Here is a 15,252-nt window from a genome sequence, read left to right as displayed (position 1 = left end):
TCTTCAGGGTTCGTGAACGGTTGGTTTTTGGACTTTTTCGTGGCGGGCAAGCCGATAACGCCAAGCCCGCCGGTCCTGCACTCCCGGCTCAGGTCCCGCGGGGACTCCAGGATGCGACCGCATTGAAAATGTCGTTCTTGGTCGCGAACAGCATCAGCATCAGAACCAGCGCGAGGCCGATGCGGAAGCCGATTTCCTGCACGCGCTCGCTCAGCGGACGGCCGCGGATCGCCTCGCAGGCATAGAACAGCAGGTGACCGCCATCGAGGAGCGGGATCGGAAAGAGGTTGAGCAGGCCGATCGAGACCGACAGGAATGCGATCCAGTTGATGATGCCGCCGACACCGCCGACCCGGGCGACCTCGCCGGAGACCCGCGCGATGCCGATGGGACCGGAGAGCTGGTCGACCGATTCCCGTCCCGTGACGAGCTTGCCGAGGAAGTTGATGGTGCGCTCGACGATGAAATAGGTTTCCTGCGAGCCGAACGCGAGCGAATCGAGCGGCCCGTAACGGACCACCTTGCCCTCGTTGCCCTTCGGACCCTGGATGCCGAGGCGGCCGAGGCGATGGCGGCCGAACGGCGTCGTCTCCTCGTAGACTTCCGGCTTGGCGGTGAGCCGAGTCTCGGCGCCGGCGCGCTCGACGGTGAAGACGAGATTCGAATCGGCGTTGGTCGAGACGATCCGCTGCATCCCGTTGAATGTGCCGACCAACTTACCGTCGATCGCCTTGATGACGTCGCCGGGCTCGAAGCCGGCGCGCGCGGCGGCGCTGTTCGGCATCACCGCGTCGACGCGTGGCGGGATTTCGTAGCGGCCGGCAATCCAGATCGCGCTGCTGTAGACGGCGATTGCCAGGATGAAGTTGGCGATCGGCCCGGCCGCGACGATGGCGGCACGCTTGGCGACGGACTGGGTCGGGAAGCTGATGGCCCGCTCGTGCGGATCCATCTTCGCGATGGCTTCCGGGTCCGGCACGCTGGCGCCGTTGGCGTCGCCGACGAACTTGACGTAGCCACCGAGTGGGATGGCGCAGAGCTTCCAGCGGGTGCCGTGCCGGTCGTTGAAGCCGACGATTTCCGGCCCGAAACCGATCGAGAAGGCATGGACGCCGACGCCGCACCAGCGTCCGACCAGGAAGTGGCCCATCTCGTGGACGAAGACCACGATCGTGAGCACGACGAGAAAGGTGAGGAGCGCGCTGAAGAAGCCCGCCGCCGTGCCGCTCATGGCGGTCAGAAATTCCATCGTTCCATCCCCTCGCCGCGGCTTTCGTGATCCGGTCGGCACACGGATGCAAGTGCGGCGGCAATCCCGGATCGTCGCACGGCCCGCACCCGTTCGCGAGCCCCCATCCCGGCAGTTGCTCGCTTTCCCCGCTGTCCCCGATATCCGTCAGCCGGCGGCGCGGGTCTCGGCCAGACTCTCCGTCGACCAGGTCCGTACCTCGGCATCGATCGCCAGTGCCTCGTCGATGTCGCCCGGGGCGGTGCGGAAGGCAGGCGCGAAATGCTCGCAGGCCCGCTCGACCAGTGCGGCAATTCCGTAGAAGGAAATCTCGCCGCGGATGAAGGCTGCGACTGCGATCTCATTGGCAGCATTCATGACCGTCGGCGCGGCGCCGCCCTCGGCCAGGGCCGCGCGGGCGATCCGGAGGCAGGGAAAGCGCTCCTCGTCGGCCGGTTCGAAGGTCAGGCTGCCGGTGGCGGCGAGATCGAGACCCCGGCCGCGGGCGATCGACAGGCGGTCGCCGAGGCCGAGGCAATGCGCGATCGGGACGCGCATGTCCGGCATGGCGAGGCCGGCCGTCACCGCGCCGTCGCGCCAGGTGATGAGGCCGTGCACAATCGATTGCGGGTGGACGATGACGTCGAGGCGGTCGTGCCCGATGGCGAACAGGTGATGCGCCTCGATCAGTTCGAGGCCCTTGTTCATCAGCGAGGCCGAATCGATGTTGATCTTCATCCCCATCGACCAGGTCGGATGCTTGGCGGCCTCGGCGGCACTCGCCGCCTGGATGCGCTCCCGCGTCCAGGTCCGGAACGGGCCGCCGGACGCCGTGATCGTCATCTTGGCCACATCCGAGACCGGGCCGCCGCCCAGCGCCTGAGCCAGGGCATTGTGCTCGGAATCCACGGGCAACAACAAAGAGTTGTAGCGCTTGGCGTCGCGCATGAAGGCGTCGCCGGCACAGACCAGGCTCTCCTTGTTGGCGAGGGCGATGGTGCGCCCGAGGCGAAGCGCGGCGTGCGTCGGCTTCAGGCCGGCCGCACCGCTCACCGCCGCCACGACGATGTCGGCGTCGCGCGAGACCGCCTCCAGCACCGCGCTCTCGCCGGCACCGTTGGGGATGCCGGAGCCCGAGAGCGCCTCGGCCAGGGCAGGCCCGGCGCTGTCGTCGGCCAGGGCGGCGAAGGAGGCGTTCGTCTCTCGCGCGAGCTTGGCCAGGGACGCGGCATCGCGGCCGCCGACCAGGGAGCCGACGCGGAAGCGGTCCGTATGCTGCGCGAGCAGGTCGGTGGTGGAGGCGCCGATCGAGCCGGTGGCGCCGAGGATGGAGACGGTGAGCACGATTCTTCCCCTCAGGCCGGCAGCGTCTCGCGGGCCAGAACAACGTGTAAGATTAGATAGATGCCGACCAGCAGCGCGACGGCGAAGAAGCCGTCGAGGCGATCCATCACGCCGCCGTGGCCCGGGATCGAGCGTCCCGAATCCTTCACGCCGTAGCGGCGTTTCAGGGCGGATTCGAGGAGGTCGCCGGCTTGGCTGACGATGGAGGCGGCGGCGCTGGCCAGCGCGACGGCCGGGAGCGGCAGGGCGGCGAGCGTGCTCCAGCCGTGGTCGCGCGCGATGAGCACGACGGCGAGGCCCGCGAGGGTGCCGGCGGCGAGGCCGCCAAGGGCGCCGGACCAGGTCTTCTTCGGGCTGACGCGCGGCAGAAGCTTCGGTCCACCTAGGCTGCGGCCGGTAAAATACGCAATGATATCCGTGCTCCAGACCACCGCGAACATCCAGGCCGGCCCGACCAGGCCGATGCCGGGCATCTCGCGGAGCACCGTCGGCACCACAGCGATGACGGCGCCCCCGAGGAGTCCGGCGACGGCATTGCGGCGCGCGGAGCCGTCGCCCCTGGCGAGCCCCAGCATCGCGGCGAGGCCCAGTGCGAAGACCCCGAGAACCAGCCAGGGCGGCGCGCCCGCTAAGATGACGAGGATAGCCACGGCAAGCACCGCGCCGTTCGCCAGGGTCAGCACCAGGGTCGGTTCGGTGCGGCTGATGGTGAACCACTCGGCGGCCCCGACGATACCCGCGGCCAGCCAGACCAGTGCGAACGGCCAGCCTCCCACGACGAGCGCGCCGAGCACGACGGCCCCGAGCACGATCGCGGAGATAACGCGCAGAAAGAACTCGCGAGAGGCGAAGGCCGTGCGTGGCGCCGGCGAAACGCCGGCTTCGTCTGGATGCGTCATCCGCCGCAACCGTTCCGGGAGGCCACCGTGACGGTCCGGCACGCACCGTGCGAGCGGTTCACCGCGCCTCTCCCCCGATCTTCGAGCCGGCACGATCCTAGCGGCCCGCGCCTAAACGGATTCATGCGGGTCTCAAACCTGCATGATTTCCTTCTCCTTGGTGGCGAGTACCTGATCGACCTCGGCGATGAACGAGTCGGTCGCCTTCTGGACGTCGCCGGCCTGACGCTTCTCGTCGTCTTCGGAGATCGCGCCGTCCTTCTCGAGCTTCTTGAGATGGTCGAGGCCGTCGCGGCGCACGTGGCGCACGGCGACGCGGGATTCTTCCGCGTATTTGTGCGCGACCTTGACCATCTCCTTGCGGCGCTGCTCGTTCATCTCGGGGATGCGCAGCCGGATGGTCTGGCCTTCGGTCTGCGGGTTCAGCCCGAGGTCGGATTCGCGGATGGCCTTCTCGACGGCGGTGACCATGGAGCGGTCCCAGACCGAGATCGAGAGCAGGCGCGGCTCCGGGACGCTCACGGTGGCGACCTGCGCCATCGGCATCGCCGATCCGTAGGCGTCGACCTGGATCGGGTCGAGGATGCTCGGCGTGGCTCGGCCCGTACGCAGCGAGCCGAGATCCTTGCTCAGCGATGCGATGGCGCCCTGCATGCGGCGCTTGATGTCGTCGAGGTCGAATTCGGGGAGTGCAGCCATGTTTTTACAGTCGTCCCGTCGCAGTCCGGGGCGCTCTTGTCACGGATGCGGAGGCCGATCCGTCGAGAAAAAGCGCCGCTGGGCAGGTTTTCGATGCGAAGCCCGGACGCCGGCGAGGGGCCGGGCTCACTTGCGGCTTCCATGAACGAAATCGGGCAGCCTCGCAAATCCGCAAGCGCCGTTCGCGACGTCCCAAGGCTGGAAAAGCCTGAGATCGCAACCGATCTCTCGCGAGAAATGCCGGGCGCCGTGTGTCCGCACGTTCGGGCCGACCACAACGGCGCCAGCTCGGCCGAGCCGATCGGTTCCGGCGACCTCCGGCCGCGCCCCATGAGTGTGGTCGCGGGCCAAAGGGGAGCTAGTTTAGAGCAAATCCATAATACAGCGCCGCGGCTGCGGCGTGACACCGGCTGGCGGGCGCCCCCCGTCCAGGCTGCGGTTCGGAGAAAGCGGCATGAAACATCCCGGAGAGTTCGCACTCAACCGGAGGGACCTGGTCGCGGGCGCGTCCGCCTGCACCGCCCTGACCGTGATGCCCCTGACGGCGCGGGCGGAAGCCCCCATCGCCGACAGGGCGGTCAAAACGCCCGTCTCCCTCACGATCAACGGTCGGCGGCACGACCTCGAACTCGACACGCGCACATCGCTCCTCGACGCGGTGCGGGAGCACGCGCACCTCACCGGCTCGAAGAAGGGCTGCGACCACGGCCAGTGCGGCGCCTGCACCATGATCGTGGGGGGCCGGCGCATCAATTCGTGCCTGACCCTCGCGATCATGCACCAAGGCGATGAGATCACGACCATAGAGGGTCTGGGCAAGCCGGACGCCCTGCACCCGATGCAGGCGGCCTTCATCAAACACGACGGCTACCAGTGCGGCTTCTGCACGCCGGGCCAGATCTGTTCGGGCGTGGCTGTGCTCGACGAGATCAAGGCCGGCATTCCGAGCCACGTCACCGCCGACCTAACGGCGGCGAGCGAGGTCACGGCCTCCGAGATTCGCGAGCGCATGAGCGGCAACATCTGTCGATGCGGCGCCTATTCCAACATCGTCGACGCGATGACCGAAGTAGCCGGGAGGCGCGCATGAAAGCGTTCACTTACGAGAAGCCCGCCTCGCCTGCCGAGGCCGCTTCCGCCGCCGCCCGCATGCCGGACGCCAAGTTCATCGCCGGAGGCACCAACCTCCTCGACCTGATGAAGCTGCAGATCGAGACACCGGCGCATCTCGTCGACGTCAACGGGCTGGGGCTCGACACGATCGCGGCGACGCAAGAGGGCGGCCTGCGCATCGGCGCCCTGGTGCGCAACACCGATCTCGCGGCCGACGCAAGGGTTCGTACGGATTACGGCGTGCTGAGCCGGGCGCTCGTCTCGGGCGCGTCGGGGCAGCTGCGCAACAAGGCGACGACGGCCGGCAACCTGCTGCAGCGCACCCGCTGCCCGTATTTCTACGACACGGCCCAGCCCTGCAACAAACGGCAGCCGGGCTCGGGCTGCGCGGCGATCGGCGGCGTCAGCCGGCAGCTCGGCGTGATCGGCACGAGCGAGGCCTGCATCGCGACCTATCCCGGCGACATGGCGGTGGCGATGCGGGTACTCGATGCCACCGTGGAGACGGTCGATGCTGAGGGGGCCGCGCGAAAAATTCCGGTGGCCGAGTTCCATCGCCTGCCCGGCGACACGCCGCAGATCGAGACCGCTCTGAAGCCCGGCGAGCTGATCACCGCCGTGACCCTGCCGAAGCCCGTAGGCGGCACGCAGGTCTATCGCAAGGTCCGCGACCGGGCCTCCTACGCGTTTGCCCTCGTCTCCGTGGCGGCGATCGTCCAGCGCGACGGTTCTGCGCGTGTCGCCTTCGGCGGAATGGCGCCCCGGCCCTGGCGGGTCGAGGCGGCCGAGGCCGAACTGGCCAAGGGCGCCAAGCCGGCAGCCGAGCGGATCTTTGCCGGCGCCAAGCCGACCCACGACAACGCGTTCAAGCTGAAGCTCGCCGAGCGCACGCTCGATGCCGTGCTCACCGAAGCGAGGGGCTGATCCATGAAGTTCGACACACCCGCAGCCCAGAACCCGATCGACCGGCTCACGGTGATCGGCAAGGCGACCGACCGGATCGACGGTCCCTACAAGACCACCGGCACGGCGCCCTACGCCTACGACTGGCACGATCCGGCCCTGAAGCCGGCCTACGGCTTCGTCCTCGGCGCCGGCATCGCCAAAGGCCGCATCCGGTCGATGGACCTGTCGGCGGCCAAGGCGGCGCCCGGCGTGATCGCGGTCGTCACCGCCGAGAGTGCCGGCCAGCTCGGCAAAGGCCAGTACAACACCGCGCCGCTGCTCGGCGGCCCGGAGATCGCGCACTACCATCAGGCCGTGGCACTCGTCGTCGCCGAGGGCTTCGAGCAGGCCCGCGCCGCGGCGGCCCTGATCAAGGTCGATTACGACGCGGCCAAGGGCACGTTCGATCTCGCTGCGGCCAAGGATTCGGCCAAGCCCGCCAAGATCATGAAGGACCCGGGCGATACGGCGGTCGGCGATTTCGAGGCCGCCTACGCCAAGGCGCCGGTTCGGGTGGAGGAGACCTACACCACCCCCGACGAGGCGCATGCGATGATGGAGCCGCACGCCTCCATCGCCTCCTGGGAGGGCGACAAGGTCACGCTCTGGACCTCCAACCAGATGATCGACTGGAGCGTCGGCGACGTCGCCAAGACGCTCGGGATGCCGAAGGACAAGGTGCGCCTGATCTCGCCCTTCATCGGCGGCGGATTCGGCGGCAAGCTGTTCATCCGCTCAGACGTGATCCTCGCGGCCCTCGGTGCCAAGGCGGCCGGACGCCCGGTCAAGGTCGCGCTGACGCGGCCGCTGATGTTCAACAACACCGTCCACCGGCCGGCGACGATCCAGCGGATCCGCATCGGCGCGAACAAGGACGGCACGATCACCGCCATCGGCCACGAGAGTTGGTCCGGCAACCTCCCCGGCGGCCGGCCGGAAGCCGCAGTCTCGCAGACGCGCCTGCTCTATGCCGGCGCGAACCGGATGACGGCGACGCGATTGGCCACGCTCGACCTGCCCGAGGGCAACGCCATGCGCGCCCCGGGCGAGGCACCGGGCCTGATGGCCCTCGAGATCGCCATGGACGAGGTCGCGGAACGGCTCGGCATGGACCCGGTCCAGCTGCGCATGCTCAACGACACTCAGGTCGACCCGGAAAAGCCCGACAGGCCCTTCTCGAAGCGCGAGTTGATCGCCTGCCTCCGCGAGGGCGGCGAGCGCTTCAGCTGGAGCAAGCGCGTCGCGACGCCGGGTCAGGTCCGCGACGGGCGCTGGCGGGTCGGGATGGGCGTCGCCGCCGCGTTCCGGAACAACCAGTTGATGACGTCGGGCGCGCGCATCCGGCTTGGACCCGACGGCACGGTCACGGTCGAGACCGACATGACCGATATCGGCACCGGCACCTACACCATCATCGGCCAGACCGCGGCCGAGATGATGGGCGTGCCGCTCGACAAGGTGACGGTGCGGTTGGGCGACTCAAGCTTCCCGGTCTCGTCCGGCTCCGGCGGCCAGTGGGGTGCGAACAGCTCGACCTCCGGAGTCTACGCGGCTTGCATGAAGCTGCGTGAAGCGGTGGTGCAGAAGCTCGGTTTGCCGGCTGCGGACGCGGTGTTCGCGGACGGCGAGGTCCGTTCGGGCGGCAAGAGCGTGAAGCTGGCGCAGGCTGCGTCGGCCGGCGAGATCGTCGTCGAGGACGCGATCGAGTTCGAGGGGCTCGCCAAGAAGTACCAGCAATCGACCTTCGGCGCGCATTTCGTCGAGGTCGGAGTCGATGCCGCCACCGCCGAGATCCGGGTGCGGCGGATGCTGGCGGTCTGCGCGGCCGGGCGCATCCTCAACCCGAAATCGGCCCGCAGCCAGGTCATCGGCGCGATGACCATGGGCGTCGGCGCAGCACTGATGGAGGAACTCGCGGTCGACAAGACCCGAGGCTTCTTCGTCAACCACGACCTCGCCGGGTACGAGGTGCCGGTGCATGCCGACATCCCGCACCAGGAGGTCGTCTTCCTCGACGAGGTCGATCCGATCTCCTCGCCGATGAAGGCCAAAGGCGTCGGCGAACTCGGCATCTGCGGAGTGGGAGCTGCCATCGCCAACGCGGTCTACAACGCCACCGGCATCCGCGTGCGCGACTATCCGATCACCCTCGACAAGCTCCTGGAGCGGATGCCCGACGCCGCCTGACGGAAGCGGCGGCGGCTCCGGCCGCTGCCGCCTCGGACGTCTCTTACGGCACCACGTGTGTCGAGGGGGCCTCGCCCATCAGGATCGCCTTGATCGACGACGGGGCGTGGACCGAGCCGACGACGATCGAGAGCCGGCTCTCTCGCGCTAGCGCGAAGGCGGCGGTGTCCATCACCTTGAGGTCGCGCGCGATGGCCTCGTCGTGGGTGAGGCGGTCGTAGCGGGTGGCGGTCGGGTCCTGCTTTGGATCGGCCGAATAGACGCCGTCGACCTGCGTCGCCTTGAGCACGGCGTCGCAGCGCAGCTCCGCCGCGCGCAGGACGGCGGCGGTGTCGGTGGTGAAGAACGGATTGCCGGTGCCGCCGGCGAGCACCACGACCTGCCCCTTGTCGAGGTGATGCAGGGCGGGCTGGCGGGCATAGGTCTCGCAGATCGTCGGCATCGAGACCGCCGACATGGTGCGGGCCGAGACGCCGGCCGCGTTCAGCGCCGTCTCGATGGCCAGCGAGTTCATGACGGTGGCCATCATGCCGAGGGAGTCGCCGGTGGCCCGGTCGATCCACCCGGCGGCTGAGATGCGGGCGCCGCGGATCAGGTTGCCGCCGCCGACGACGATGGCGATCTCGATGCCCTGCTCGGTCACCCGGCCGATATCCTCGGCGAGGCCGGCCAACGTCTGCGGATGCAGCCAGTAGCCGTCTGGGGCGGCCAGCGCCTCCCCGGAGAGCTTTACGAGGACGCGGCGAAACGGCGTCGTCTCCGGCATCGAAGGCTCTCCATGGCCGGCCCGAGCCGCCATCCGATTGATGATGTCGGCGGCTTCTAGAGCATGGGGCGGGCCATGGGAATTCGGTTTCGGGCGGTCACTCCGCCGTCATCGCGAGCGGAGCGAAGCGATCCAGGGCCGCACCCACGACGTCGTGCGTCGGCCCTGGATTGCTTCGCCTGCGGCTCGCAATGACGTGGAGGGTTTGAAACGAGAAAGGGCGGCCTCTCGGCCGCCCTCTTCAGTCCCTGCACTCTGACAAAAACTAGCGCGACATCGCGGCGACTTCGGCCGCGAAGTCCGGGCCCTCTTCCTTCTCGATGCCCTCGCCGAGTGCGTAGCGCACGAAGGCGGTGAGCTTGACCGGGGCGCCGGCCTTGCCCTCGGCCTCCTTGAGGACCTGGGAGACGGTCTTGGAGCCGTCGTGGACGAAGGGCTGCTCGAGGAGGGTGACCTCCTTGTAGTAGCTCTTCAGGCCACTCTCGACGATCTTGGCCATGACGTGGTCCGGCTTGCCGGCGTTCTTCTCGCGCAGGATGTTCGACTCGCGCTCGAGCACGGCCGGATCGACGCCCGAGGCGTCGAGCGCCACTGGGTTCGTCGCGGCGACGTGCATGGCGATCTGGCGGCCGAGGGTCGACAGGAAATCGACGTCGCCCTCGGATTCAAGCGCGACCAGCACGCCGATCTTGCCGAGGCCGGGGCTGACCGGGCCGTGCACGTAGTTGGCGACGACGCCCTTCGACACGTCGAGCTTGGCGACGCGGCGCAGGGTCATGTTCTCGCCGATGGTGGCGATGAGGCTCTGCAGCTTGTCGGTCACGGTCTCCTGCGAGCCCGGGAAGGTCTTGGCCTGCAGGCCTTCGAGGGTGCCGTCGGAATCGAGCGCGAGCTTGGCGGCTTCGCGGGCGAAGGCCTGGAAGCTGTCGTTGCGGGCGACGAAGTCGGTCTCGGAATTCACCTCGACCAGCGCGGCATGGTGGCCGGCGGACTCGACGGCGACGAGACCTTCGGCGGCGACGCGGCCGGCCTTCTTGGCAGCCTTGGCGAGGCCCTTCTGGCGCAGCCAGTCGACGCCGGCCTCTAGGTCGCCGGCGACCTCGGTCAGGGCGCGCTTGCAGTCCATCATGCCGGCGCCGGTCTTCTCGCGAAGCTCCTTCACGAGGGCTGCGGTGATCTCGGCCATGGGATTCTCTCTCAGCGAATGGGGGGCGGCGGTGGGGTCGTGAATGGTCTTTGAAGTGAGTGAGCCCGGCGCTTGGATAAGCGCCGGGCTTTGCAGTGAAGTGACGCGCGATCGGACCGGGCCGACGCCCGGCCCGAACCGGCCTCTAGGCAGCGGGGGCGTCGAGCAGGCCGCGGGCCTGGGCGATCCAGCCGTCGCGCTCGATGCGGCCGTTGAGCTTGAGGTCGGCGTCGAGCTTGGTGACGTCGTCCGGGGTCATGGCGACGAGCTGCCAGTAGTGCCAGACGCCGGCGTCGTTCAGCTTCTGCACGATCTGCGGACCGGCGCCGTGCAGCTTGCTCAGGTCGTCCGGTGCGCCGCGCGGAGCGGGGAGCAACTCGTAATGCTCGGTCGAATCGGCGAGTGCGGCGACGTCGGCCTGCGTGATCGCGTCGGACTCGATCGAGGCCGGGGCGGAGGTCTCCTCGGGCGGCAGCTCCTCAGCGGTCGGCTCGACGGAGGCGCCGGTGTCGACACCCGACTGGCCCTGGCCGCGGCCGATGCCCTCGATCGCCGCGCGGGCGATAAGATCGCAGTAGAGCGCAATGGCGCGGCCGGCGTCGTCGTTGGCGGGCACGATGTGCGTGATGCCCTCGGGATTGCAGTTCGTGTCGACGATGGCGGCCACCGGGATGCCGAGGCGGTTCGCCTCCTTGATCGCGAGCTGCTCCTTGTTGGTGTCGATGACGAAGATCAGGTCGGGCACGCCGCCCATATCCTTGATGCCGCCGAGCGCCTTCTCAAGCTTGTCCTTCTCACGCGTGAGCATGAGGCGCTCCTTCTTGGTGAGGCCCGTGGCCCCGCCTTCGAGCGTCTCGTCGACCTTGCGCAGGCGCGCGATCGAGCCGGAGATGGTCTTCCAGTTGGTCAGCATGCCGCCGAGCCAGCGGGAGTTGACGTAATACTGGGCGGAGCGCTTGGCGCTCTCGGCGATCGCCTCGGCCGCTTGGCGCTTGGTGCCGACGAACAGCACGCGGCCGCCCTTGGCGACCGTGTCGCTCACAGCCTGCAGCGCAGTGTGGAGCGCCGGCACGGTCTGGGCGAGATCGATGATGTGGATGTTGTTGCGGGTGCCGAAGATGTAGGGCTGCATCTTCGGGTTCCAGCGGTGCGACTGGTGACCGAAATGGGCGCCCGCTTCGAGGAGCTGACGCATAGTGAAATCGACGGCCATATCCGTTTTTTCTCCGGTTTGATTCCGCCGCGGAGGATGTCGCCGGCTGAGATGCCGACCACCGGAAGGCCTCATTCAGGCATGAGGCCGCCTCCGCGTGTGGGATGGGCGGTGGCGTTAGCAGATTTGCGCGATTTCATGCAAGCCGCAAATGACGGCGCCGATCAGCGCAGGAACCGCAGTGGCGGATTGCAGTCCAGACGCCGACGGCCTCAGGCCACCCCGGCCCGCAGCAGATCGTGGATGTGCAAAATCCCCACCGGCCGCCGCTCGCTCGTCACGAACAAAGCCGTGATCCGCTTGCGGTTCATCAGACCGAGCGCCGAACTCGCCAGCAGGTCCGGCTCGACGATGATCGGGTCGGCGGTCATCACGTCGCGCACCGGCGTGTTGAGCAGGGCCGGGCCCATGTGGCGGCGCAGGTCGCCGTCGGTGACGATGCCGACGAGGCGGCCGTCGGCGTCGGTGACGCCGCAACAGCCGTAGCGTCGGCTGGCGATCACGATCAAGGCCTCGGACATCACGGTATCGTCCCGCACCAGCGGGACCTCGCTGCCATCATGCATGAGCTGCTGCACGTTCTTCAGGCGCGCCGCGAGCTTGCCGCCCGGATGCAGCACCTTGAAGCCGGCGGAGGTGAAGCCGCGCTTCTCGATCAGCGCCACGGCCAGCGCATCGCCCAGCGCCAGCTGGATCAGGGTCGAGGAGGTCGGCGCGAGGTCGTACGGGCAGGATTCGCGCACCCGGGGTAGCGCCAGCAGGACGTCGGCGGCGCGGCCGAGCGTGCTGTCGGGCTTGCTCGTGATCGCGATCAGCGGAATCGAGAACCGGCGCGAAAAGCTGACGACGTCGCCGAGTTCGGCGGTTTCGCCGGACCAGGACAGGGCGATGATCACGTCGTCGGGCGCGATCATGCCGAGATCGCCGTGGCTCGCCTCGGTCGGGTGGACGAAGAAGGCGTGGGTGCCGGTGGAGGCGAGGGTCGCGGAGAGCTTGCGGCCGATATGGCCGCTCTTGCCGACGCCGCAGACGATGACTCGGCCCTTGGCCTGCACGATGGTCAGTACCGCCCGTTCGAAGGCCTCGCCGAGATCGCCCTCGAACGCCGCCGTCAGCTCCCGCATTGCCGCCATGCCGGATTGCAGGCTGCGCGTCGCCGACAGGCGGATGTCGTCCGTCGCGTCCTGCGCCGGGACGAGGCTGAGATTGCGGAAGGGAACCGTCTCGGTCGCGGTCTTCATGTGCCGGTATCGACTCCAGGCAGTCCCCGTCATCGGGACACGACGTGCCGAACGACTGCGAAAGATCTCGGAAAATCGCGTGCGCGCAGGGCGTTGAACCTGCCGTTCGAGGGTGTGTAGACGGTATGGTTTAATTGTGACGGTTGCCGCTCCGCTCGCGCGGCAGAGCCATTTCCGGCCGGGCGGCGAAGGCCTATCTGACAAGCGCAATGCGCCTCCTCATCATCGAAGACGACCGCGAGGCCGTCGCCTACCTCGTCAAGGCCTTCCGCGAGGCCGGCCACGTCGCCGACCAGGCCTCGGACGGGCTCGACGGCTACGCCATGGCCCGCGAGGGCGGCTACGATCTACTCATCGTCGACCGCATGCTGCCGAAGCTCGATGGGCTCTCGCTGATCCGAAGCTTGCGCGAGCAGGAGGTGGCGACGCCAGTGCTGATCCTCTCGGCGCTTGGCCAGGTCGACGACCGGGTCAAGGGCCTGCGCGCCGGGGGCGACGACTACCTGCCGAAGCCCTACGCCTTCTCGGAGCTGCTGGCCCGGGCCGAGGTGCTGGCCCGCCGGCGGTCGAGCACGGCCGGCGCGACCGAGGCGACGGCGTACCGCGTCGGCGACCTCGAACTCGACCGGCTCTCGCACCGAGTCGTGCGGGCCGGCCGCGAGATCGTGCTGCAGCCGCGCGAGTTCCGGCTGCTCGAATACCTCATGCGTCATGCAGGCCAAGTGGTGACCCGGACGATGCTGCTGGAGAACGTCTGGGACTACCATTTCGACCCGCAGACCAACGTCATCGACGTCCACGTCTCGCGGCTGCGCGGAAAGATCGACCGCGGCCACGAGCATGCGCTGATCCAGACCGTGCGCGGCGCCGGCTACGTCGTCCGCGCCGAGGAGCCGCGCGCGTCGTGAGTGGCCCGGCGCCGCATCGCGAAAACCTGCTGGCGCGGGTCGGCAAGCTTTTTCGCACCACGGCGTTCAAGCTGTCGCTGGTCTATCTCGCCGTCTTCGCGGTCTTCGCGGTGTTGGCGCTCGGCTACGTCGCCTGGAACGCGCGCAGCGTCCTCGACGACCAGATCGTCCAGACCATCGAGGCCGAGATCAACGGGCTGCAGGAGCAATACACCACCGGCGGCCTGCGCAAGCTCATCACGGTGATCGAGCGCCGCGCCAAGGAGCCCGGTGCCTCGCTCTACCTCGTCACCACGCCGGCCGGCGAGCATATCGTCGGCAATGTCGGCTCGCTGCCCTCGGGGCTGCTGTCGAGCTCCGGCCAGTTCGAGATTTCCTACGGCCGCGACGCAGATTCGAAGGACGTGCAGCACCGCGCCATCGTGCGTATCTACACCTTGGCCGGCGGCTTCCGCCTGCTCGTCGGCCGCGACATCGAGGAGCGCGACAGGCTACGCGCCGCCATCGGCAACACCTTCGGCACCGCGCTGGCGCTGATCCTGCTGCTCGGGGTCGTCGGCGGCTGGTTCGTGGCGAGCCGCGTGCTCAAGCGCGTCGACGACATGACCGAGACCACACGCAGCATCATGGCCGGCAATCTCGACGGGCGCCTGCGCGTGGCCGGCACCGGCGACGAGCTCGACCGGCTCGCCCAGAACCTGAACCTCATGCTGGAGCGCATCGGCGAGCTGATGCGCGGCATGCGCGAGGTCTCCGACAACATCGCCCACGACCTCAAGACGCCCCTCACCCGCTTGCGCAACCACGCCGACGAAGCGCTCCGCGGCGAGCGCTCGCCGGAGGAGCTTCGGACGGCGATCGGGGCGGTGATCGAGGAGAGCGACGGGCTGATCCGGGTGTTCGAGGCGCTTCTCACCATCGCGCGCCTCGAAGCCGGGAGCGCCCGCGAATCTTTCTCGGAGATCGATGCCGGCCAAGCCTTGCGCGAGGTCGGCGAACTCTACGAAGCGCTGGCCGAGGAGAACGGGCTGACGCTCACCGTGGACGCGGAGCCCGGCCTGATGCTCCACGGCAACCGCGAACTCGTCGGCCAGGCGCTCGCCAACCTCGCCGACAACGCCATCAAGTACGGCGCGTCCGGCAGCGGCGAACGGCGCATCGCGATGACGGCGCGGCGCGGGCCGGACGGGATCGAACTCGTCGTCGCCGACCATGGACCCGGCATTCCAGAGAGCGAGCACGGCCGCGTGCTCGACCGTTTCGTGCGGTTGGACGACGCCCGGTCGCGCCCCGGCTTCGGGCTCGGCTTAAGCCTCGTGAACGCGGTGGTGCGGCTGCATGGCGGGACACTGGCCTTGCGAAACAACGCGCCGGGTCTCGCGGTTAGGCTGTCGCTGCCGGTCGCCTGAAGGCCCGGCGCGAAAGCGACACCCGCTTGGTCACATGCTAGGAGACCGGCATGCTTCATGTGCCGCCGCGCGACCCTCTCCATCGAGACCGTTTTCGCGATGCGCCCCTGCCGC

Annotated in this window: 13 protein-coding genes; 5 read left to right on the top strand and 8 right to left on the bottom strand. The window is 68.5% G+C overall.

What is annotated here, in order from left to right; all coding sequences use genetic code 11:
• Window positions 1-88: 88 nt before the first annotated feature.
• From MFF07_RS03740 to frr, 4 genes are all read right to left on the bottom strand, one after another.
• A complete protein-coding gene (locus MFF07_RS03740; RefSeq protein ID WP_147813524.1) occupies window positions 89-1,249 on the bottom strand; it encodes a M50 family metallopeptidase in 1,161 nt (386 codons plus the stop codon).
• A gap of 147 nt (window positions 1,250-1,396) precedes the next feature.
• On the bottom strand, window positions 1,397-2,575 hold the full coding sequence (gene dxr / locus MFF07_RS03735) for a 1-deoxy-D-xylulose-5-phosphate reductoisomerase (RefSeq protein ID WP_147813718.1): 1,179 nt from the start codon (window positions 2,573-2,575) through the stop codon (window positions 1,397-1,399).
• A gap of 8 nt (window positions 2,576-2,583) precedes the next feature.
• Window positions 2,584-3,471 (bottom strand): phosphatidate cytidylyltransferase, encoded by an 888-nt coding sequence (locus MFF07_RS03730; RefSeq protein ID WP_147813522.1) that lies wholly within the window; start codon window positions 3,469-3,471, stop codon window positions 2,584-2,586.
• Window positions 3,472-3,603: 132 nt separating this feature from the next.
• A complete protein-coding gene (frr, locus tag MFF07_RS03725; RefSeq protein ID WP_147813520.1) occupies window positions 3,604-4,170 on the bottom strand; it encodes a ribosome recycling factor in 567 nt (188 codons plus the stop codon).
• A 454-nt stretch (window positions 4,171-4,624) separates the two neighbouring features.
• Between frr and paoA the strand changes: the two genes are divergently transcribed.
• The 3 genes from paoA to paoC are packed head-to-tail and all read left to right on the top strand — an operon-like array spanning window position 4,625 to window position 8,415.
• The gene (paoA, locus tag MFF07_RS03720; protein WP_147813518.1) at window positions 4,625-5,260 is read left to right on the top strand and encodes an aldehyde dehydrogenase iron-sulfur subunit PaoA; all 636 of its coding nucleotides are present in this window, start codon (window positions 4,625-4,627) and stop codon (window positions 5,258-5,260) included.
• Window positions 5,257-6,207: an FAD binding domain-containing protein gene (locus MFF07_RS03715; protein ID WP_147813516.1), complete on the top strand. Its 951-nt coding sequence runs from the start codon at window positions 5,257-5,259 to the stop codon at window positions 6,205-6,207. Before paoA ends, MFF07_RS03715 begins: the two co-directional genes overlap by 4 nt.
• Before the next feature lie 3 nt (window positions 6,208-6,210).
• Window positions 6,211-8,415: an aldehyde oxidoreductase molybdenum-binding subunit PaoC gene (gene paoC, locus MFF07_RS03710; RefSeq protein WP_238230723.1), complete on the top strand. Its 2,205-nt coding sequence runs from the start codon at window positions 6,211-6,213 to the stop codon at window positions 8,413-8,415.
• Between the two features lie 43 nt (window positions 8,416-8,458).
• Here paoC and pyrH read toward each other — a convergent pair whose 3' ends face one another.
• The 4 genes from pyrH to MFF07_RS03690 all read right to left on the bottom strand — a co-directional run bounded on the left by pyrH (window position 8,459) and on the right by MFF07_RS03690 (window position 12,821).
• Window positions 8,459-9,181, bottom strand: a complete 723-nt coding sequence (gene pyrH / locus MFF07_RS03705) for a UMP kinase (protein WP_147813512.1) — start codon at window positions 9,179-9,181, stop codon at window positions 8,459-8,461.
• Window positions 9,182-9,446: 265 nt separating this feature from the next.
• On the bottom strand, window positions 9,447-10,367 hold the full coding sequence (tsf, locus tag MFF07_RS03700; RefSeq protein ID WP_147813510.1) for a translation elongation factor Ts: 921 nt from the start codon (window positions 10,365-10,367) through the stop codon (window positions 9,447-9,449).
• A gap of 145 nt (window positions 10,368-10,512) precedes the next feature.
• Window positions 10,513-11,580, bottom strand: coding sequence for a 30S ribosomal protein S2 (locus MFF07_RS03695; RefSeq protein ID WP_147813508.1), 1,068 nt, complete (start codon window positions 11,578-11,580; stop codon window positions 10,513-10,515).
• 212 nt (window positions 11,581-11,792) lie between these two features.
• The gene (locus tag MFF07_RS03690) at window positions 11,793-12,821 is read right to left on the bottom strand and encodes a KpsF/GutQ family sugar-phosphate isomerase (RefSeq protein WP_187272387.1); all 1,029 of its coding nucleotides are present in this window, start codon (window positions 12,819-12,821) and stop codon (window positions 11,793-11,795) included.
• 209 nt (window positions 12,822-13,030) lie between these two features.
• Between MFF07_RS03690 and MFF07_RS03685 the strand changes: the two genes are divergently transcribed.
• Together MFF07_RS03685 and MFF07_RS03680 are read left to right on the top strand one after the other, a co-directional pair.
• Window positions 13,031-13,729: a response regulator transcription factor gene (locus MFF07_RS03685; RefSeq protein WP_147813506.1), complete on the top strand. Its 699-nt coding sequence runs from the start codon at window positions 13,031-13,033 to the stop codon at window positions 13,727-13,729.
• Window positions 13,726-15,138, top strand: coding sequence for a sensor histidine kinase (locus MFF07_RS03680; protein WP_147813504.1), 1,413 nt, complete (start codon window positions 13,726-13,728; stop codon window positions 15,136-15,138). The genes MFF07_RS03685 and MFF07_RS03680 overlap by 4 nt, the downstream gene beginning before the upstream one ends.
• The last annotated feature ends 114 nt before the right edge of the window (window positions 15,139-15,252 follow it).

It is taken from the genome of Methylobacterium thuringiense (genome assembly GCF_022179645.1).
Lineage (GTDB): Bacteria > Pseudomonadota > Alphaproteobacteria > Rhizobiales > Beijerinckiaceae > Methylobacterium > Methylobacterium thuringiense.
This window is presented reverse-complemented; position numbering and strand designations above follow the sequence as displayed.